Source organism: Nostoc sp. 'Peltigera membranacea cyanobiont' 232 (assembly GCF_002245985.1).
Classification (GTDB): Bacteria; Cyanobacteriota; Cyanobacteriia; order Cyanobacteriales; family Nostocaceae; genus Nostoc.
In genome coordinates, this window is the sequence record NZ_NOLK01000002.1 from 87,993 (window position 1) to 107,973 (window position 19,981).

The following is a 19,981-nucleotide window of genomic DNA, read 5'->3' on the forward strand; positions in this document are numbered from 1 at the left end:
AAATTTATTTTATAATAACTTCCCAAAGGATTTTAGATTTTAAATTAAATGCGATATTTCGCGTCTCTACTAAAAAAACACAGGTCAGGCTATTTGCTTGACCTGTTTGTTAAAGAGTCCTTTGTCCTTGGTAAAAACTAATTACTAATTACCAATGACCAATATTACATACTGCTAATTTGTGCAGCGACTTCATCAGCAAAGCTAATTTCTTGCTTCTCAATGCCTTCGCCCAATATATAGCGGACAAAGCGATTAACTTGAATCTCTGTGCCTAATTGCGTCTTCGCTTGCTTCAAGAGGTCTTCTACCGAAATACTCTGATCGCGGATGTAAGGCTGATCGAGCAAAGTCAATTCTTTCAGGCGTTTTTCAATCCGTCCCTGAACAATCTTTTCTTTGATGTTATCTGGCTTGTTCGCCAAATCATCCTTGCCCATTTCAATGTCTTTTTCCTTTTGGGCAATTTCGGCGGGGATTTGGTCTACGCTCACATACTCGACATTTGGACAAGCCGCAACTTGCATTGCGGTGTTCCGTGCCAAGCTTTGAAATTCTGAATTAGCAGCCACTGACTCACTTTCAGAACCCAGTTCTACTAATACACCAACTCGACCGCCAGTGTGAATGTAGCTGTCTACTACTCCTTGAGCGCCTTCTGCTAGTACAAAATTGATAAAGCGACGCACTTGGATATTTTCACCGAGCGTAGCAATAGTTTGCTTGATGAATTCTTCTACAGTCCCGCTTGGATTCTCAGCATACTGTTGAGCCAACAAAGACTCAACACTATCAGCAGTTGCTGCTTGCTTTGCTAGGTTCTTAACTAAAGCTTTAAAAGCGTCGTTACGAGCCACAAAGTCAGTTTGGCAGTTGACTTCGATGAGTACACCTACTCGACCACCGGGTTGAATGTAAGTGTCTACTAGACCTTCTGCCGCAATGCGATCGCTTTTTGCCCCTCCCTTAGAAATGCCCTTTTTGCGTAGCCAGTCTGCGGCTTCTTCTACATTGCCTTCAGTCTCTATCAGCGCCTTTTTGCAGTCCATCATGCCGGCACCAGTTTTTTGGCGTAGCTCTTGGACGAGTTTTGCAGATATTTCCGCCATGTTGCCTCAATTCCTAACTTGACCTCGAGTTGTAATCGCTCACGGGTGTTGAGTATTTCTATCTTACTCAGGGCTGGGGCAGAAAAAATAATGAAGTTATCAGGTATGAGTTTTTTCGCCTCTACCTTAATACCGCAGGTTAGGGCGGATTACTGCTACTCTGCAAACAACCGCCCTCCTTTGGATACTTCCTTCACCCCCTGCTTTACTTATTCCTCTGTTTCCTCATCGGGAATTACGGCATCAGTATATTCGGTTTCTTCGTAGTCATCGTCATACTCACTACCGTCGTAATCTTCGTAATCATCTTCAGCATCCAGCTGACCGTGACGACCTTCATAGATGGCATCCGCCAATTTTCCGACTATCAGCTTAATTGAGCGGATAGCATCGTCGTTTGCTGGAATGGGGATATCTACTACATCGGGGTCACAGTTTGTATCCAACATGGACACAATAGGAATATTCAGCTTTTGGCATTCTTGAACTGCGTTATATTCCCGCCGTTGGTCTACGATTACCACGATATCAGGTACTTTTCGCATTGTTTTAATGCCGCCCAAGTACTTCTGAAGCTTCGTCATTTCCCGACGTAGCATTGATGCTTCTTTTTTGGGTAATAAATCTAGTGCGCCAGTTTCTTCACGGCGTTCTAAATCTTTCAGACGGTCTACCCGTGTTTTGATGGTTGCCCAGTTGGTCAACATTCCGCCCAACCAGCGTTGGTTAATGTAGTGGGAACCACAACGGCTAGCTTCTTGAGCAATAATTCCAGCTGCTTGGCGCTTAGTGCCGACAAAAAGAAATTTCTTCCCTTGTTCTGCGTGCGATCGCATGTAATTGTAAGCATTATCCATCAACTGGGCAGTTTGCACCAAGTCGATAATATGCACACCATTGCGGGAAGTATAAATGTAAGGAGACATTTTTGGGTTCCAACGCCGGGTCTGATGCCCAAAGTGAACCCCTGACTCCATCATTTGAGCCAATGAAACTACTGGCATATATTTTCTTACTCCGATTCGGGTTAAACCTCCATCCAAGTGCATTTCCCAACTGGGAAACACCCGAATTCTTAGATGTGCGAGATTAGTTAACCATACTAGGTTAGCACATTCCAAAGAGTTTTGTGAGGTCGATAAAATAGCGCTGCCCACTCAACAATAGAAAGCGCTATGCTTATATTGAACTCAAAAATTACGAATTATAAATTACAAATCCCGGTCTTCTCGATCCTTGGGCTTGGGTTTTTGTCGCCGTTGTTCTACCTGCTCGTCGATAGTTTCTCTCATTTTGCGATCGGCAGCGTCCATCGCAGAATACTTAAAGCGGTTGAGTATGCCACTGAAAAAGTTGCTGAAGAATCTTTCAATTTCTTGCATAATTCTATACCTCAGTATTTAAAGGTAAATTGTTGACTCTACATTGATGATCTTGGACTTTATGGTGGAACTTAGAAATAAAACGTTAACCCTCTGACGAATGACTGTATAAAACAGTCTCATCAATTAAACCAGTACTGTTGAGATTTCTGAGATTGAAACGCGGTGGACACACATCTATTGTATTCTGTCTAAGGTGATAAATGTGGCAAAGACACAGGTAACAAATTGTTTACTTGGTATTGAGCCGAGATATAGCCAACAATCTGCAAGATGATCTAGAAAGGCTTGATTTCTCCTTGTAAATCATGGCTGAAAAACCCCGATGGAGGAAGTTTTCAAACCTAGACAGGATAAATTTTTTCAGAGCATTTTAGAGAAAATTATACTGATCTCGGTTTCATGCCCATTTGAGCAGAGATCATTAAATCTTCATAATCTTTATCATTAGGTTTCCCGATGTCTAATGATTCATGTCTCAAAGATGATGAAGTTTTAGGGTACTACCATGAAAGTATTATTACTCAGTGGGTTATTTGTTTTGTTTGCTAGTCTGCCTGTTCGTGCGGATGTATGGAAAGATGTAGGCTCAAGTATAGCTTGGGGGCTGCTACGTACAAATTTATATGTAAATAAAACATTTTAGAAGCTAATAGACAAAAAATTCTCGCAAGTCTTTTAAATTATGATTTGTGGGAATTTTGCCTATCAAAAGATGGATTTTAGCAACTTATGAATTGGGATTGCAATTCACCGAGGCACGCAACTAATGAGAGCAATTATCCTGAGCTATAGCAACTTCTGGACTTATTACTGAATAGTATCGGGGTCTGCGTTGAGCGATCGCAACCTTACCTTTAACTGTTCTATCTGCAATTCTGCCTGTTCTGCTCGTTGACGTTCTTGTTCTGCTCGTTGACGTTCTTGTTCTGCCAGTGCTTCTGCTTGCTGCCTTGCCAAAACTTCCTGCCGTAAAACCTGTGCCAGTTCATCAGGGATGAGTAATTTTTCTCCTGTATCTTCTCGATAAAACCCAATTAACCTTCCCTCAATCACCAAGCGCAGTTGTAGTGGTTCACTGCGTCCATCTTGTATGGGTTCGTAGATTTCTCCTCGCAGGCGATAGCCACGTAACTGTTGTTCTACCCACTCACCTTTTGGGTCAAATAGCCAGTATTCTTTAACACCTAGCTGCTCATAGAGAGTCTTTTTGAAGATTTCGTCTTGTCCTTTAGTACCAAAGGATGTCATTTCAAAAATAACTGTGGGTACTTGACCCTCTTCCCAGATTTTATAGTTGTCCCGACCACCGGGTGCAACATCAAAAATCACCATTACATCTGGGGCTACCCGCAACTTAGGAAAACCCTGTGCATAATAAAGAAATTGATTTCCTAATACTGTTGTCTGACGGTCTGCCAGATACTGTTTTAGGACTTCCAGGGTAGTTAGCAAGGCATAAAGGTGGTCGTAGGTTTCTGCCACTGGTTGACCATCAGCACTGGGATAGAAGATTTCTGATTCAATACCAACAGGTAAAGTAGCCGTCATGGTTGTAAAATCAGTGCTACAAGATTATTGTAGAGCAAGTTTAGCTCTCCCTAACTTGGGATGTGCAAGCTTTTCAAAATATAACTAGATAACTCACAAAATCCTTCGCCTTCAGCAGCATTGGTAATATAAGCAGGGTGATATTTCAACTGATTCAGATATTCCAGTACGTTTGCAACGCCTACAGAAACAGGAAAATAACGCGGATCGAATAAACTTTCATCATTGGGACTATCGCCCACAGTAACAATTTGTTCTGGTGAGTACTGGGGCAAATATTCGCGCAATACTTGCAACAATCCCACAGCTTTATCTTGCCCTTGGGGTTTAATGTGACACTGCACATTGCTATAGGTAAATCCCCAACCCATTTGTTGACAAAGACTATCTAGGGTTTGTAGTTCATCTTGATGCAAACCAGCTACATCAAAAGTCCAGTCGGTGATGCGAAAGCGATTATCAGCAGATTCTTGAATTTGGGGAAATTTAGTTTGTAAATTCTCAAAAGTCGTAGCTAAGTGCTGGCGATGTTTAACTAAATCGGGAATGGGTGTTAAAACTACTGGTTTCTGGTTTCCAGGTGGAAAGTACAAACCGCCATTTTCTGCCATAGCACCTGCGACTAGCATCAAGCTACTCAATCCACTCACCCACCCAGCAGAACGTCCTGTGACAATCAGCACCTTAATGTCAGCAGCCGCTAAATCCTCTAAAGCTTGCAGCAGTGCGGGAGTAAATTTTCCTCGTCTAGTTAGCGTGCCATCCATATCTGTGGCTATCAGACGAATATTGCTAAAGCTTGTAGATGAAACCTCAGACAGGGCAGGGATGCTCAAATGTCTGGACATAGGGGGTTTTGTAAAAAGCTGTTAAAAATATTAATCATACAGCAAGATGGCATGGAAGATTTGGGCATCCTAAACATCAGGAGTCAAGTTTTTCAGTTTGCAACCATGTCCACTTCAATGTTTCTTGCCCAATCCTCTGGGACAAAGCCTAAAAAAGCAACCCAGGAAGTGCCAGCAAGTAATCCTCAAATACCACCATTATTGTTGGTAACTTCTGGAGGACTGGCTTTAGCGGTGATTGCTTTAATTGTCTATAGTAAGCTCCAGAAGGATAAGCTGGAGAAAAAACTTAAGTTTGAACAATTCCGGGCGCGAGAATTAGAGAAAAAATTTAAGCTGGCGCTAGAAACGATTCGCAAAATGGAAACTAATCCCGATTTGGTCAACTCACGGGACTTTAACCTAGATTATCTGCGAATGCGGATGTCAGAGGAGGTGTTTCATTTTGCAATCCTTAATCAGGTAAAGATTCAGATCAAAGATAAAGTTACTCAAGCTCTGCGTCCAAATCAAGCACAACTTGGATCTGTCGGAATTGCTAATAGCTCTGGACGGCAAGTAGATGAAACTTTTGATGTAGAGTATGAAACTGGGAGTCCAGGGAACTCTGCTAAACGAGTGCTGTTTCGCATTCAAGTCCGGTTAATGAAGTTACCGACGCAAGCAACTTCTGCTACTATTAGTCAAATTATTGACTGTATAGAAACTTATCTAAGTCCCATAGAAGATGAAGATAGTTGGCAACCAACACTTCAGGGTCGGATTGCTACTATGCATTGGGATCAAAAGGCTAAACCCACGCCTCTACTGGTTCTAGAGCAATCGAATGAAGGCGTGAATGTGACTTTTCGTACTAGTCGCCAACCAAATTCCCCAACTCCGCCAAACCAACCTGGAATGAAAAAATCAGGCTCGGCTAGACAATAAATTATGGCTTTAAGTAGGTAGACGTAATTAAATGTAATAGATTAAGGACTGACGAACTGTACAAAATGACTTTCATCTGCATTACTAAATTCGCTGTTCCAGGGTAGCGTAGGCGTAGCCTGCCGTAGGCATCGCTAGCTAATAGTGAAAAAATCAAACTTGAATGCCTGGAAATCTATATACATATTTAGCTACTTATATCAATGTGTAGTAGCCTTTTCAAGATAACTCCAAAAATCTCTTTTTTGCTTTGTGTTCTCTGCGCCTGTACGGTTTAAAAGTAAATATTTAACCTTTTCAGACGCAGACAGGACTCATGCAAACAATAAAACTTTAATACTCAGGTAGGGGCAATTTGTGAATTGTCCCTATCACGTGTAGTTTTGCGTAACTTTCAAACAGAAATGGTATAATTTCTCCCACTGTTCGTTACTTAAGTCTTTTCTGTTGATCGTGACAACATAGCGATCGCCTATGTCTTATACTAATTCTGTATGAAGATGCGCCAAACTATATAAGGAACGAACCGCAAAGGGCCCATTCGCGTAGCGTCTCGTAGAGAAGAACGCAAAGAAAGAAGCCAAGAGAATTTGGCGCAGCCTCACAAAGAAATGGTATTAGGATATAAAGATTTTGAAAATATGCCCTAGTCCTAAATATCAATAATTTGATTAATTAGCAGTTATTTTTGACACTACACGAGCTTTAGCAGAATATATAGGAATCCGGTTTTATTCTTGAAATTAATTGGCTTATTAAGCAAAAGGCAGCAGGCAAGAGGATTCCAGAAGATTAAGGCGTACCGAGGTTTTTGCAAAAATCAAATAGTAATCCTATACAAAAAAGCAGAACCTATCTCTCTTTATGAAGGTAAAACTTGAAATTACTAACTCTAAAAGAATAGTTTAGCCGGAGAAAGCAAGGTCTAAGACGGGCTATGCCTATCCTTGTTGGGTTGTTCACAATTATTCATTTTTAGATTGGAATTTTAAGATATAAAGAGTTTAATTAAGCAGTAATACTCACTGATTTATTTACATTTCTTGACCTTCAACCTTTCAAGTAAAGTTTATTGTCTTTTAAATTAAACAGCCTCCATCAACTGCTAATCTTCTAATTAGTGAAAGTAAGGTTTGAGCGTAATTATATGCGTCTCAACTGCTTAACAAAGCTTAAAAGTTGGATAATTAGCGTTAATTTTATAGCGATTAGTTAGTTATTTAGGAATCTCCAAAAGTTTATATTCACAGAGTACACAACTTCTACAAACCGAACTCCGAAACGCGATGATGAATCATTACTCACTTCAATGGATTGAGGCATGGTGCCAAGAAAATGGCTGGACAGATTTATTTGTAGAGCGACGTAACAATTTCTGGGCTTTTCCGCCAGGTGGCGTAATGCCAGAACCAATCCCAGTGAATGTTCTCAGAGTGATTAAAGCTGAGAAGGGATTAACCTTTGAAGAAAGATTGTGGTCGATGTCCGCAGTAATTGGAACGATTTTAGCTGTTCTTTTTACCTTTTGGTTTCAGTCGCCGATGCCATTGGTTTTAGCTTTCGCTTTTAACGCTGTTACGGTGGCTCAATTTGAACTTGAAGATGCCTAAATTATTATTTTGGGCTTTACTATTAAAAAGTGCTCTTGTCTACTTTTGACAAGAGCAGTTTTTAATTTCAGAAAAAGAGAAGAAATCATAACAGTTTCAGCTAAAGATTATTAATAACTCATTAATGAATTCTGTTTGCTGGCAGAGCATATATTGTAAAATATTAGCATTTGATAGGCACATCAGTTACATTACTGCGAAACTTCACCATTGCTTCGCTAGCACCAAAATGTGTTGCGATTTGAGGTAATAGCATCTTTCGTTGTGTCGCCCATAATAATCCACGTTTAGGAATTTGCAGGCATCCACCTAAATAAGTTGCTTCATCTTCGTTGTTTTGTTTACGTTTTGGTAGTCCAGTTATTGAATCAAAGCCAACAGCCTTATGATTGAACAACAGATGAGCTATTTCATGCATCAGATTTGATTCATAGCGTGCAGGTGCATGACGTGGGTTGTATACAATCCATAGTGGGTTATAGCGTATAATCCCTGCTGACCACCCATCGTTAGCAAGTAATACTGCTACTTGCTCTGGCTCTAAATTCGGAACCCGATCGGGTGTAAAAAGTCTTGCTCCTAACTTGGTTGCTAGAATGTCTGCGGGTAACGGTTCAAACGATCGCACTCGAAGTAAGCTTCGTTGTTCAGTTGCGATCGCTTCACAGCGTTGCCTAGATTCCGGCGATAGACTTTGAATTAATGGCATATATTTTAGGGTTCTTGCTTCAATTCGCCATCATTTTGAGAGATCGCGGTACGCTGCTTTAACTAGAGATGCTAAAGCATTGGCGATCGCTGGATCAAGATTTTTGTCAGCCGGTAGTTGAATAGCGATCGCTTCAGGCGTATCCAGTTGATCCTCCTCTGAGGTTCTAAACAATTCCGCAGGTGGCACTTCTAGCCAGTTACAAAGTGCCAGAAAAGTTTCCATATCCGGCATTTTGCCACTCTCTACTCGTGAAAGAGTGGATGGACTAACATTACCAATCTCCGCCGATGTTTCCCGTAGTCCTCTGCTGCCGCGTTTTTTGCGAACTAGGCTTGCTAACCCTTCTATATCTAGATAACTTCCCATTCCTTTGCCCCTGTCTTACAAAAGAATAAATTGCTTTTTATTTGACACAAAATAAATAATAATGTATGTTTTATAAAACAAATGTATCACGCTTGAAAAAGTTCGTGCTGTTAAAAAAATCCTTTAAATGAAGGATTACCTTCAATGGGAAGTAATGAATTTGATAACTTCAGGGTAAATTTAGCATACATACTCAGTATTTTAGGTATAAAACTTATATTTAAATATATTTACTCCGATCAACTTGTGATGAACATTTCCTGGATGCTACCTTCTACAAGGTGACACAGGATTTGGAGCGGTTTTTTAACCATGAAGCACAGACACAAAGTAGCTTATAGCTTAACATCGCTGATCGGTCTCAGTTTAATATCTACCTTAGTTGCATTTGATTCTGCAAATGCCACACCACCCAGAACCCCAGATAAAAGTGTCAATTGCGAAATTTTAGTTGTGGGTGGTGGACTATCTGGTGTCGCCACAGCTTACGAGGGGTTGCTAGCAGGACGAACGGTTTGTCTGACGGAAATTACTGACTGGCTGGGAGGACAAATCTCTTCTCAAGGGACATCTGCGTTAGACGAACGCCCAACCCAACGCGCTCTCAAATTCTATTCTCGCGGCTATCTGGAATTGCGAAACCGGATTGGGCGCAAATATGGCAAACTTAACCCCGGTGATTGTTGGGTAAGTGAATCCTGCTTTCTTCCCCGCGATGCTCACGCTATTTTAGCCCAGATGCTCAAAGATGCCGAGAAAGAGGGTAAGGGGAAGTTGCAATGGTTTCCCAACACGGTAATTAAGGATTTGGAAATTACTACTAATGGGAAAATAATTAATAGTGCGATCGCTATTCAACATCAACCACCCAAAGGCGCACCACCTCTCAATACCTATACTTTATCTCAAAGTATTGAAGATTCTTATAGCTATGAAAATTCATCTCGGTTTACCAAAACTATTCTCCGTTTCGTCCCCAAGGTAGGGAAAGGGGATGCTCCTAAGTGGTACGTCGTAGATGCGAGCGAAACCGGAGAAATTATTGCACTAGCTGATGTCCCCTATAGATTAGGCATTGATGCCCGTTCCTACCTGGAACCTTCGGCTTCCAGCACCAACAACGATCCTTATTGCCCTCAAGGTTTTACCTACACCTTTGCAATGGAGGCAACTAAGGAACCGCAACCGCAGACAATGCCCCCATTTTATTCACAATACGCTCCATATTTTAGCTATGAATTAACGCGACTGGCTAATTTTGATTTAGTTTTCACCTATCGTCGCATTTGGAGTCCAAACAAAGGGAAACCTGCAAAATTCGGTGGTGTAAGTTTTGATGCTCCTACACCAGGGGATATCTCGATGCAAAACTGGACTTGGGGTAACGACTATCGCCCTGGAACAGCCCAAGATAACCTGATTTACACTCGACAGCAGTTACAAGCTACTGGGCAGTTAAACCCAGGTGGCTGGATGGGAGGACTGCGGACAGAAACCCTCCGCAAAGCTGAGGAAAATGCCATCTCTTTCTATTATTGGTTGGTAGCTGGGACTACAGATTCTCAACTGGGGGATGGCGTGAAGCAGCAGCAAAGCAATAACCGCTTTGTTTCCGGGCTAAATTCTCCAATGGGGACAGTGCATGGCTTATCGAAATATCCCTACATGCGTGAAGGACGGCGCATCATTGGCCGCCCTAGTTGGGGACAACCTGATGGCTTTGGTATTTGGGAAATTGATATTTCTCGCCGAAATTACAGTGATGAATATTACTCCAAGACTCTACCAGCAGATATGTATCGGAGGCTACGAGCAGCACTTGCAGGTTTGGAAGCTGTATCAGTAATTGATGGCAAAGTTTCACCAGAGAAAGCAATGCGAAGGACTCGTTCTACTATTTTCCCCGATGCTGTAGGTATTGGTCACTATGCTATAGATTTCCATCCTTGTATGGTGAATAGTCCCCCAGAAGCCCCTGGTAATACAGAACATCCAGGTGAAAGGCGGGGTGCTGGCCTTGCTTATCCCTTCCAAATTGCTCTCAGGGCTATGATTCCCCAGAAAATTGATAATTTATTAGTAGGAGGCAAAAGCATTGCTACTAGTCATATTGCGGCTGCTGCCTATAGAGTCCATTCCTTTGAATGGTCGTCTGGCGCTGCTGCGGGAACTGTTGCTAGTTTTGCCATCAAAAATGCGATCGCACCCTACCAACTAGTCGATAACTTACCCAAACAAGAGCCACAACTAGAAGCACTCAAAAGGCTTTTGCAACAAAATGGCAACCCCACCGCCTTCCCCGATACATCCATTTTTAACGAAAACTGGGATAATTGGCGGTAGATAGTCATTGGTCATTTGTCATTGGTCATTTGTCATTGAATTTTGAACAAATGACAAAGGACAAATGACAACTGACAATGCACTAAACTAGTTAGTTGTAGTTTTGTAAAATATTATTGACCAATTGTTTTATGATTACGACACTTTCAGCAGATATTTACGGGATGGCCACAGCACCAACTATAGCTCCTGAACGGTCTAGTCAAGTTATCCGTAAGACTTATCCCAATTACAAAGTGATTGTATTAAACGATGATTTTAATACATTCCAACATGTGTCTGAATGTTTGATGAAATATATTCCAGGGATGAGTGGCGATCGCGCGTGGGATCTGACTAATCAGGTACACTATGAAGGTCAAGCGATCGTTTGGGTCGGCCCTCAAGAACCTGCGGAACTCTATCACCAGCAGCTGCGCCGAGCAGGTTTGACAATGGCACCTCTAGAAGCAGCTTAATTATTATGGGCAAACCCACCGCAGATTCACTCCGGGCGACTTCACAAAAAGCTGCCAGACTAGTTTGGAATCACTCGACACACCTTTCTGGTCTTATCCCAATTTTAGAACGTCTTTGTCAACAACATGGCATCCAAACTGTAACGCCAGGAGTGATTGGGCGATCGAGAGGTCATTGTCCAAAAATGCAACTGCGGATCTCTGTACCGATTCGCGGTGGCTATAAAGTCATTGCACGGCAGGGAAAAACGGTACAAGAGGTGTTTATTTTGACCCCTTTGGCACAGTCAGAACTGGAAGCAGCATTAGCGATCGCAATGAAATCTTAAATCATCCCCAATTCCCAATTCCCAATGCCCAATTCCCAATGTCTATTCTTCAACACGGTGGACTGCAAATTTGTGTAGTGGCAGACTAAGAATGCACGAAAAAGTTAAGAAATATGACAGAGCAGTAGTTATTTTCAAAGTCATAACTACAGATTCCCATTCGGGTAAAATTATTTTCTCTATGCCAAAAGCTACACAATAAACTAGCCAATAAGTAAAGCTCATTCTAAACAGAATCACCTCTGTTTCTTCCACATCACTTTTTTGTTGCTTACTATCCCACAGTAACACCAGTCCAAGAATGCAAGCTACAAAGGAAACAGCAACTACAGATTCGTGACAAAATATATTTAACGAATGCATTTGTGTTTATTCCCACATTTTTCGGTTAAAGATCAGTCTAAAGGAATATTCCTTGCAGAAATACAAATTATTTACAAACCTCAATAGAGCAATGCAGATTATGTAAACAAATGCAACAAAAATTGTTGTTTTGCAAATATAAATATTATTTAATAATTTTCTTAGAGTTTAAAATAATTTGTCTTATATTCCAGTAGGAATGGCTGAACAAAAAATATCCATTCTGGAGTTCAACAAGCGATCGCTAACCTGATATCTTGCACCAGGCGACTCGAAGTCGCGGCTACACGAGGCTTTACCCGCCTGCGCGGGTTGAAAACCTTGATTTTGTATTAGTCCGCGTAGGCGGACGAAAGTTTGTATAGCCGCGATTTCTAATCGCCAGGGCTAGGTGCAAGATATGGCTAACTACATCTTCTGAAGTTTGCTGCTTGGCGATCGCCATATTTATCTTTAAATCTCCCAAATCTTAAAAAAGAAGATGAATTTAGTTCCGGCTAGCGATCGCACTAAAAAGCGAGTTTTCCCTTATGCTGCTATTCTGATCGGTCTTACCGCAGCCTTGTTAAATTCTGCATCTCTAGCACAATCAACAAGAGGAAATACTTCCGAGCGATCGCCCTTACCACAAGCTTATCTAGATGCAGTAGAGGATGCAAAAATTGCCGAACCTCGTAAAATTTATCGAAATCTGACTCCGATTGTTTCGTATAACTCCGATCTTAAATGGGACAAAAGCCGGGTTTTAGTAGTAGCTTGGACAAGCTTTCCTGGATATGCAGATAATTTGGGTAAGGTGATGCTTTTATCACGCGATTTATGGGTTACGGCTGTTCCAGACTTACAAAAATTCTGCAAAACTTACCGTACTACTAGCCCAATATCTTTAGAGTATCGACTGAACCAACTATTGGGTTTACCTCCAGACTCCGCAACTACAAACAGATATATAGTTGAACTTTGGGTGGAACCGCGATCGCTCTTTCGTCCTAGTCGAGATCCTAACATTAGCGATCGTGAAGCAGAAGTGGAATTTCCTGTACCTAACGCCTTTGAATCAATCTCAACTAGCTATCAAGATTGGTTTACCCAGCAATTTAAGAGCCGCTATGGTTCACCAAGTGACTCATCAACTACCGTTGTCCATTATCCGTGGACACAACTAGGATACACTTATGACTGGGGAAGTCAAAGTGATTGGCAAAGCCTCGATGCCAAGCGATCGCCCCACGTCGGTTTAAGTGAATTCGTGATTAGAGAATGGTCACAAGTAAGCGTTAATTCCACTCAAAGCGCCAAAGATTACTGTAAATAAGAGACTTGCAACAAGAGGAACAGGGACTGTTGTACATTGATAGCGGCGCATTTTGCGAAATTGCTAAGTACAGCATTTCATTAATTCGTAGCGAATTAAATTTGGCAATACCTTGCAATGCTAATGCATCCTAATACAATGTTAATGCGTGCCCCTGCAATGTTAATGCATCCCTCTGCAATGCCAATGCGTGCCCCTGCAATGCTAATGCATCCCAATACAATGTTAATGCGTGCCCCTGCAATGTTAATGCATCCCTCTGCAATGCCAATGCGTCCCGATACAATGCCAATGTATCCCCCTGCATTAAAAACGCTACGCTTAATTATGCAAAACTAAAACTGTACTAAAAACAATTTTCTCCCAACTGTTCGCAAGCAGCAATACTCACCCAACGGCTAGAACCATCTTCCCAATGTTCTTTTTTCCATATAGGTGCATTGTGTTTGAGAGTGTCAATAGCATATTGGCAAGCTTCAAACGCCTCACTTCGATGAGGACAACCCACTGCTACTAAAACGCTAATTTCTCCAACTTGCAAACGTCCGGTGCGATGATGAATCACTACCCGATTCACATCAGGCGTAGATAAGCGAATATCAGCAGCAATTTGATAAAATATCTGCAATGCCATAGGTTCATAAGCTTGATATTCTAGAGCAATGACAGGTTTACCATCGGTTTTATTGCGAACTACGCCACTCATCAAAACCACAGCACCGTTGCCTGGATCTTCAGACTTGGCATAGATTTCTTCAAGAGACAATGGCGCAAAGGTAATAGCAAAACTATCTTCGGCTCTTGGTTTAACAACAGAGGTAAGTGTAGTTGTCATAACTGCGTTTTTATTATGTAGACTTTTACTATTGTCTCTAAAAAAAAGTGGTATTCATTCTTTAGAAATGAATACCACTTTGTATTTTTTCAAAATTCCTGATGAGGGAGATATTTTAACGAGGTAGAGGTATCCCTGTAACAGCGATCGCACCAGCGATCGCACCAGCGATCGCACTAGCTGCAAGGGAAGTTATAGCTGTCCCAAATATCCACCAAGCAGCATTCGCAACGGTTTTTTTGCTTTCTTCAGCTTGCTTTTTAGCTTGATGTTGGATCGCTTTCAAACGTTTTTGGGTTTCTTTCTGGATGCGTTCGGCTCGTTGTAATACGCCATCCCGCGCTGATTCTATTTGATCGATAATGCGATTAGCGTCTGCCTCAGAGATATCCTGGCGAGAACTGATGACAGCAACTAAGGTGTCACGATCGAATTCACTGAGGCGATCGCGCAATGCTTCAAATCCAGCTTGCGGATCGTCGAATACTTTGGAAAAGTCTTGCTTAATGCCTTCATAGTTGAGTTCGGAACGATCCAGGGAGTTAAGATAGTTGCGAACTTTGGCAAAAACTCCATCCAGCACTGATTGTACCCTTTCCTGGATCTGCTGAAACTGTTCGACAATGGAACTGCGAACTGAATCAATTTGATCCACAATTCGGTTAGCTTCTTCTTCTGAGATATCCTCACGTTGGGATAATAGCGCCACAATTGTCGAACGATCGAATTTCGAGGCGCGATCGCTTAAATTCCCAATTCCAGCGCGGGGAGAAGACAGCAGCAATTGTAAATCGCGTTTGATTCCTTCAGGATTGAGTTCGTCTTTGTTGGTATTACGCAGATATTCTTCAAGATTGGCTTCAAAATCTAAAGCTACTTGAGTGGTACGTTTTGCTAAACGTTTTGGCGCTCTGATAATATCACCAATGGCATCTTGGGCGCGATCGATGATCTGATTAACTTCCTCTTGGCTCAAGTCTCCGCGCTGACTGACAAGTTTAACCAAGGTTTCTCGATCGACATTAGATAAGCGATCGCGCAGTGCTAAGGCTCCGGCTTTAGGATCGTCGAGTAATTTTTCCAAATCGCTTCTAATACCTTCTGGATCGAGTTCTTCCAAGTTGGTATTGCGGAGATATTCTGCGATCGCTTTTGTAGTTTTTTCGTACTGTTCTTTCGCCTGTTGCGGTACTTGCAAAATACTATCTCGGACTGATTCTAGCTGATCGAGAGTTTGATTTACCTGTTCTTCGCTCAAATCTTGGCGCTGACTGAGCAATTGTACCAGTGTATCGCGGTCAAATTGCGCTAGGCGCGAAGTTAAAAGGCTAATTCCAGCTTGCGGATCGTCTAGTAAAACTTTAAACTCACGTTTGATGCCTTCGGGATTGAGTTCGTCTTTATTAGTATTCCGTAGATAGTCTTCAACTTTTTGGCGCAGTTCATCGGCTTTCGCTTTTGCTTGTTCTTGCAATTCTCTAGCGCGATTCAAGACATTATCACGGTTGCGTTCGAGTTGACTAACAATATTATTAGCTTCCTCTTCGCTGATATCTTGACGCTGACTGAGCAATTGTACAAAAGTATCGCGGTCAAATTGTCCGAAGCGGCTAGTTAAATCTTCAAAACCAGCTTGTGGATCTTCCACCAACTTGGCAAAGTCTCGTTCAATACCTTCAGGGTTGAGTTCTTCTTTCCCCGTCGAACGCAGATAATCTTCGATGCGCGTGCGGAAATCTTGCCCTTTTTCTCGCGTTTCGGCCTGTTTTACAGTCTCTAAAACTTCCAGGCGATCGCTTTCCATTTGTTCGGAAATTTCTTTCACTCTGGCTTCACCCAAATCGCCTCGCTGCTTTAGCAAGTTAGTGAAATATTCTTGATTGATTTCTTCCAACTCCCGTCTGACAGTTGTCGGATCTGCATTTACGTCATAGATAACTTCTTTAAATTCATCTACGAGGGTAATTCGGTTAAAGTGCCAAGGGAACGAATGCAATATGTAGTCTTCGACATCTGCTTTAATCGCGTTTTCAAGTGATATTGGCAATTTTGCAGATACTTGCTCAGTTGCTTGCTCTCTAAACTTTTGAAATTGTTCTGTGACTCGATCGACATCGACATCCTGAACTTTTTCCTTCAGCTTTTGCAACTGAGTTGTAATTTTGCTGACATCAATATCAGAAAGGTTGATCCGCTCCAAAACGGCTGGTGCAGCAGCGCTCAAACCGTATCGAATAGCTTGCTTAATTACACCATTGCCATTACCGCCTCCAAATGTAACCAGTTGTTGAAGTCGTTCGCCCAATTGCTCGGAATTAAGTTCTTCAGGAGTAGCAGATTTAAGTAAATTAATTACTTGTTCTGTGGGATTTTGACGATTCAAAGCTTGTTGCCAAGCACCTTGAAATTGGTCAGCAATGCCATTGATATCTTCTTTAGATAAATCTGTGCGACTGCTGATTAAATCAATAAATGTTTGGCGATCGATGTTTTTTAATAGGTCGCTGTTAGCAACAGATTGCAAATCTGTATCTTTAAGAAGCTGGTCAAATTTGGTGCGAATTTCTTTAATATCCAGCTTTGGCAATTGCAGAGAACTTAAAGAACTTTGGAGCGTATTTTTAATTCCTTCAGCATCAAAACCTGAAGTTAATTCCCGTCGGACTGCGGCTGTAATATCTTCAGCCGTAGAAACTAACTGTTTTTTCGCAGCATTAGCACCGATACCAGCAGTTGCTGTACCCATCAGAGCTTGAAAACCAGAAGTTACAGTATTAGAAATAGAACCAATTAAAGAACCTACTGCTGATGAACCCAACCAAATTACTAATGAAAAATAGGTAGACCAGATGACTACACCAATAATTGCACCTAAAAATGCACTTTCGATTAAGCTAAGTTTTACTGCTAAAAAACAAGCAATAAATAATGCAATACTAACCGTTATTAACGCCCAAGTACCAACTTTAGCTTGACCTTTACGAATTGTCTTACCCAAACTTTCGGACTCATCATCGGAATCTGAGCCAATTTCCCAAGATGAAATTCCGACAGCAACTGAAAAGTTTGTCAATAATAATTGAAAGGCAAATGCCATCAAAACCCCAGCTACCAATGCCACCAAGAATTTAGGCCCAGAAAAAAGAACTGATGCTTCTTCTGGAGTTAGTACATCCTGAGCTAAAGTTATCGGCACTAACCCAAAAGGCAACCAGTTACATCCCAATATACTTAAAAAACCTTGAAACATCATATTTTCTCACTTGCACTAAATTAAATACCCATTTAGCAAATGGCTTTAATTATCAGCTTAATTATCAGTTATAAAAGCTGACACTTTCTTAGGTAATAGTTTTTTTTGCCAAAAGTTGTATTTTCAAATAACAAATGCTTTGTTATCCTTTTTCCAATTTTTGTTGCCTTCTAGAAAAGAAGTATTTTTAGATAAAAGTAATTTTTATAAACTTATTAATTGCATCTATGTACACAGCAGGTTAGAAATAGATGATTAACGGTGCTGAACGGTAGAAAATAATACCTTTTGTATCAATATTTAGCAAAAATATTTCAACCTAGGATGATTGATATCTAAACTTTTAGAAAAAATATTTTATGTTTGAGATTTGTTTACTCATTTAGATAAAAACACCTATGTCTAATGATAGAGACAAAAATTCTTCCAAGCGATTGATGAAATAAAAACAAAAACATGCATTAATAAGGGTATTACAAGCTATAAATTTGTTGAATAATTTATTTTTGCTGAGGAGAAAAGATAATGGTTGTGGGCGTACATAAACGTGGTGTAGGTGTATTCTCTAATCGTCGAGATGTCGAACACGCGTTACATGAATTAAAAAAAGTCGGTTTTGACATGAACAGAGTCTCTGTCATTACGCAAGATGGAGACAAAGATGATATTGCTGGAGCCGAAGTGCGCGATCGCGTCGGTGATAAATCCGACGAAGGTGCTAAAGTCGGAGCAGCCACAGGCGGTGCTTTGGGCGGATTAACTGGTTTATTAGTCGGTCTTGGAACTTTGGCAATTCCTGGAATTGGGCCAATTATGCTGGCTGGAGCCGCAGCAACTACCCTAGCTACAACTCTCGCTGGCGCTGGTATTGGTGCAGTAGCAGGTAGTTTGATCGGTGCATTAATTGGTTTAGGAATTCCTGAAGAACGAGCCAGAGTCTACGACGAACGTGTGAGACGAGGACACTATTTAGTTATCCTTGATGGCACAGATACAGAAATCGCTAGAGCAGAAGCAATTCTCCATCAGCAGGGTGTCGAAGAGTTTGGTATTTATGACAACCCAGATGCTAGAAATGCTGATTATGTTGCTCCAACCCCTAATGTTAATGTCGCTGATAGTGGTGTTGCAAGACGCGCGATTGGAGTCTTTTCTCATCGCCGAGATGCGGAAACAGCACTTACAGAATTACGAGATGCAGGTTTTCCTTTAAGTAGAGTCTCCATCATAGCCAAAGATGCAAACGGTCAGGGAATCGCTGGTGTAGATGTAGATAGAAACGTTGGTACAGGTAATAAAGCTGACGATGGTGCAAAAGCTGGAGCAGCTACAGGCGGAGTCGTAGGTGGCTTGACTGGCTTATTAGTTGGACTTGGAACTTTAGCAATTCCTGGAATCGGGCCTGTGATTGCTGGTGGCGCAGTAGCAACAGCTTTGGCGACAACCTTAGCTGGTGGTGCGATCGGTGCAGCAGCTGGGAGTATTGTTGGCGCACTCGTTGGCTTAGGAATTCCTGAAGATAGAGCGCGAGTTTATAGCGATCGCTTCCAAAAAGGCGACTACTTGGTAATTATCGATGGTACGGAAGCTGAAATCCACCAAGCTGAAAAGATTCTCAAACATCGGGGGATTGAGGAGTTTGCGATCTATGATGCCACTGAAATTAGCGAACATCGCCCAGGTTTAGACCGGGTAACGCATCACGACACAGCAGCCGTTAATAGTGGCACCAGTTACTCAACACAAACCGATCGAGACGATCCTTCTGTAGTCATTGTTGACCGTCGTGACGAAGTACTTTAATTCAAAGTAGCTGTCACTCATTCCCCAAAATTGCAGGAGCAAGAATTTTAAAACTTTGCTCCTGACTTAAAAAACTTGCTCCTCCCTTCAGCCGTAAATATCAACAAATTTCACTTTCGATTGCAAATTAAACCTATGCAAAAGCTTACCCCCTTCTTAATTAGCGGTCTTTTAGTTTTTGGTGTTGCTGCTTGTGATAACGCTTCTAAAACAAGTGAATCTGCACCCAATAATCCTAATGAGGCTCCCCAAACACCAACTGCAAAAATAACACAAGCTTCTCAACAAGACGCGCAAAGTGAAGTTCGCAGAAAACAACTTGATGCTGATATTCGCGCCCGCGAACAGCGCAATAATACAACTGGTGGCGATACACAACGAGCCAAAGGAGACTTATCAAGTGAAGTTCGCTCCAAATTAGAAGCTAACATCCCCAAGAGTCAACTAACAGTTAATGCTTCAGGTGATGGAATTGTTACTGTCGGGGGAACTGTGAGCAATCAGAAAGAGTTGGCTAAAATTGAACCTTTATCTAAGCAAATCAAAGGTGTCAAAACTGTAGTTGTTAAAGCAACTGTTGTCCCGCCAAAAAACTAAGGCAACTAGCGAATAAATCCAAGTGAGTAGGTAGACGAAAAGAAAATAAATCTAAATGCTCCTGCTCAGTCTTAGTAGTCAGTTAGTTATACTTATCACTTGCTGATTACTAAGAATTAAAAACTGACGATCTTAATAATTATATTTATTGATGCTCAGTTCAATTACACAAACTATTGT

The 19,981-nt window shown here is 41.5% G+C and carries 18 protein-coding genes; 8 read left to right on the forward strand and 10 right to left on the reverse strand.

What is annotated here, in order from left to right; translation table 11 throughout:
• Positions 1-164: 164 nt before the first annotated feature.
• The 5 genes from tsf to CDG79_RS01400 form a co-directional block, all read right to left on the reverse strand.
• Positions 165-1,109 (reverse strand): translation elongation factor Ts, encoded by a 945-nt coding sequence (gene tsf, locus CDG79_RS01385; protein WP_094339861.1) that lies wholly within the window; start codon positions 1,107-1,109, stop codon positions 165-167.
• A gap of 209 nt (positions 1,110-1,318) precedes the next feature.
• Entirely contained in the window at positions 1,319-2,113 is a 795-nt protein-coding gene (gene rpsB, locus CDG79_RS01390; protein WP_012411819.1) for a 30S ribosomal protein S2, read from the reverse strand.
• Between the two features lie 207 nt (positions 2,114-2,320).
• Positions 2,321-2,491 carry a hypothetical protein gene (locus CDG79_RS42040; RefSeq protein ID WP_189524843.1) on the reverse strand — a complete coding sequence of 57 codons (171 nt, stop codon included), beginning with the start codon at positions 2,489-2,491 and terminating at the stop codon, positions 2,321-2,323.
• 810 nt (positions 2,492-3,301) lie between these two features.
• Positions 3,302-4,042, reverse strand: a complete 741-nt coding sequence (locus CDG79_RS01395) for a Uma2 family endonuclease (RefSeq protein ID WP_094339864.1) — start codon at positions 4,040-4,042, stop codon at positions 3,302-3,304.
• A gap of 50 nt (positions 4,043-4,092) precedes the next feature.
• Positions 4,093-4,890: an HAD family hydrolase gene (locus CDG79_RS01400; protein WP_094339866.1), complete on the reverse strand. Its 798-nt coding sequence runs from the start codon at positions 4,888-4,890 to the stop codon at positions 4,093-4,095.
• A 105-nt stretch (positions 4,891-4,995) separates the two neighbouring features.
• Here CDG79_RS01400 and CDG79_RS01405 point away from each other — a divergent pair, with 105 nt between their 5' ends.
• Complete coding sequence (locus CDG79_RS01405) at positions 4,996-5,817, forward strand: hypothetical protein (protein ID WP_094339945.1); 822 nt, start codon at positions 4,996-4,998, stop codon at positions 5,815-5,817.
• Between the two features lie 1,286 nt (positions 5,818-7,103).
• The gene (locus tag CDG79_RS01410; RefSeq protein ID WP_181154152.1) at positions 7,104-7,427 is read left to right on the forward strand and encodes a hypothetical protein; all 324 of its coding nucleotides are present in this window, start codon (positions 7,104-7,106) and stop codon (positions 7,425-7,427) included.
• Between the two features lie 163 nt (positions 7,428-7,590).
• Here the strand turns inward: CDG79_RS01410 and CDG79_RS01415 are convergent, their stop codons facing one another.
• Positions 7,591-8,136: an ImmA/IrrE family metallo-endopeptidase gene (locus CDG79_RS01415; RefSeq protein WP_094339868.1), complete on the reverse strand. Its 546-nt coding sequence runs from the start codon at positions 8,134-8,136 to the stop codon at positions 7,591-7,593.
• A gap of 30 nt (positions 8,137-8,166) precedes the next feature.
• A complete protein-coding gene (locus CDG79_RS01420; protein WP_189524844.1) occupies positions 8,167-8,505 on the reverse strand; it encodes a helix-turn-helix domain-containing protein in 339 nt (112 codons plus the stop codon).
• A 312-nt stretch (positions 8,506-8,817) separates the two neighbouring features.
• On the opposite strand from CDG79_RS01420, the gene CDG79_RS01425 reads away from it, so the two are divergent.
• The 3 genes from CDG79_RS01425 (at position 8,818) to CDG79_RS01435 (ending at position 11,635) form a co-directional block, all read left to right on the forward strand.
• Positions 8,818-10,848 carry an FAD-dependent oxidoreductase gene (locus CDG79_RS01425; RefSeq protein ID WP_094339870.1) on the forward strand — a complete coding sequence of 677 codons (2,031 nt, stop codon included), beginning with the start codon at positions 8,818-8,820 and terminating at the stop codon, positions 10,846-10,848.
• Positions 10,849-10,979: 131 nt separating this feature from the next.
• Positions 10,980-11,306: an ATP-dependent Clp protease adapter ClpS gene (clpS, locus tag CDG79_RS01430; RefSeq protein ID WP_094339873.1), complete on the forward strand. Its 327-nt coding sequence runs from the start codon at positions 10,980-10,982 to the stop codon at positions 11,304-11,306.
• A 5-nt stretch (positions 11,307-11,311) separates the two neighbouring features.
• Entirely contained in the window at positions 11,312-11,635 is a 324-nt protein-coding gene (locus CDG79_RS01435) for a DUF2103 domain-containing protein (RefSeq protein ID WP_094339875.1), read from the forward strand.
• A 42-nt stretch (positions 11,636-11,677) separates the two neighbouring features.
• Here the strand turns inward: CDG79_RS01435 and CDG79_RS01440 are convergent, their stop codons facing one another.
• Positions 11,678-11,998, reverse strand: a complete 321-nt coding sequence (locus CDG79_RS01440; protein ID WP_094339878.1) for a hypothetical protein — start codon at positions 11,996-11,998, stop codon at positions 11,678-11,680.
• 481 nt (positions 11,999-12,479) lie between these two features.
• On the opposite strand from CDG79_RS01440, the gene CDG79_RS01445 reads away from it, so the two are divergent.
• Entirely contained in the window at positions 12,480-13,313 is an 834-nt protein-coding gene (locus CDG79_RS01445) for a hypothetical protein (RefSeq protein WP_094339880.1), read from the forward strand.
• A 346-nt stretch (positions 13,314-13,659) separates the two neighbouring features.
• On the opposite strand, the gene CDG79_RS01455 is transcribed toward CDG79_RS01445, so the two are convergent.
• Positions 13,660-14,148, reverse strand: coding sequence for a molybdenum cofactor biosynthesis protein MoaE (locus CDG79_RS01455; RefSeq protein WP_094339884.1), 489 nt, complete (start codon positions 14,146-14,148; stop codon positions 13,660-13,662).
• 115 nt (positions 14,149-14,263) lie between these two features.
• Complete coding sequence (locus CDG79_RS01460) at positions 14,264-17,401, reverse strand: MFS transporter (protein ID WP_442946156.1); 3,138 nt, start codon at positions 17,399-17,401, stop codon at positions 14,264-14,266.
• A 525-nt stretch (positions 17,402-17,926) separates the two neighbouring features.
• On the opposite strand from CDG79_RS01460, the gene CDG79_RS01465 reads away from it, so the two are divergent.
• Both CDG79_RS01465 and CDG79_RS01470 read left to right on the forward strand, forming a co-directional pair.
• Positions 17,927-19,204, forward strand: coding sequence for a histidine kinase (locus CDG79_RS01465; RefSeq protein WP_094339890.1), 1,278 nt, complete (start codon positions 17,927-17,929; stop codon positions 19,202-19,204).
• A gap of 135 nt (positions 19,205-19,339) precedes the next feature.
• Positions 19,340-19,801, forward strand: a complete 462-nt coding sequence (locus CDG79_RS01470) for a BON domain-containing protein (protein ID WP_094339892.1) — start codon at positions 19,340-19,342, stop codon at positions 19,799-19,801.
• Positions 19,802-19,981 lie beyond the last annotated feature (180 nt).

Excerpts from the sequence above, each read along its gene's own strand:
- tsf (WP_094339861.1), bottom strand. The coding sequence starts at position 1,109 with ATGGCGGAAATATCTGCAAAACTCGTCCAAGAGCTACGCCAAAAAACT.
- rpsB (WP_012411819.1), bottom strand. The coding sequence starts at position 2,113 with ATGCCAGTAGTTTCATTGGCTCAAATGATGGAGTCAGGGGTTCACTTT.
- CDG79_RS42040 (WP_189524843.1), bottom strand. The coding sequence starts at position 2,491 with ATGCAAGAAATTGAAAGATTCTTCAGCAACTTTTTCAGTGGCATACTC.
- CDG79_RS01395 (WP_094339864.1), bottom strand. The coding sequence starts at position 4,042 with ATGACGGCTACTTTACCTGTTGGTATTGAATCAGAAATCTTCTATCCC.
- CDG79_RS01400 (WP_094339866.1), bottom strand. The coding sequence starts at position 4,890 with ATGTCCAGACATTTGAGCATCCCTGCCCTGTCTGAGGTTTCATCTACA.
- CDG79_RS01405 (WP_094339945.1), top strand. The coding sequence starts at position 4,996 with ATGTCCACTTCAATGTTTCTTGCCCAATCCTCTGGGACAAAGCCTAAA.
- CDG79_RS01410 (WP_181154152.1), top strand. The coding sequence starts at position 7,104 with ATGATGAATCATTACTCACTTCAATGGATTGAGGCATGGTGCCAAGAA.
- CDG79_RS01415 (WP_094339868.1), bottom strand. The coding sequence starts at position 8,136 with ATGCCATTAATTCAAAGTCTATCGCCGGAATCTAGGCAACGCTGTGAA.
- CDG79_RS01420 (WP_189524844.1), bottom strand. The coding sequence starts at position 8,505 with ATGGGAAGTTATCTAGATATAGAAGGGTTAGCAAGCCTAGTTCGCAAA.
- CDG79_RS01425 (WP_094339870.1), top strand. The coding sequence starts at position 8,818 with ATGAAGCACAGACACAAAGTAGCTTATAGCTTAACATCGCTGATCGGT.
- clpS (WP_094339873.1), top strand. The coding sequence starts at position 10,980 with ATGATTACGACACTTTCAGCAGATATTTACGGGATGGCCACAGCACCA.
- CDG79_RS01435 (WP_094339875.1), top strand. The coding sequence starts at position 11,312 with ATGGGCAAACCCACCGCAGATTCACTCCGGGCGACTTCACAAAAAGCT.
- CDG79_RS01440 (WP_094339878.1), bottom strand. The coding sequence starts at position 11,998 with ATGCATTCGTTAAATATATTTTGTCACGAATCTGTAGTTGCTGTTTCC.
- CDG79_RS01445 (WP_094339880.1), top strand. The coding sequence starts at position 12,480 with ATGAATTTAGTTCCGGCTAGCGATCGCACTAAAAAGCGAGTTTTCCCT.
- CDG79_RS01455 (WP_094339884.1), bottom strand. The coding sequence starts at position 14,148 with ATGACAACTACACTTACCTCTGTTGTTAAACCAAGAGCCGAAGATAGT.
- CDG79_RS01460 (WP_442946156.1), bottom strand. The coding sequence starts at position 17,401 with ATGATGTTTCAAGGTTTTTTAAGTATATTGGGATGTAACTGGTTGCCT.
- CDG79_RS01465 (WP_094339890.1), top strand. The coding sequence starts at position 17,927 with ATGGTTGTGGGCGTACATAAACGTGGTGTAGGTGTATTCTCTAATCGT.
- CDG79_RS01470 (WP_094339892.1), top strand. The coding sequence starts at position 19,340 with ATGCAAAAGCTTACCCCCTTCTTAATTAGCGGTCTTTTAGTTTTTGGT.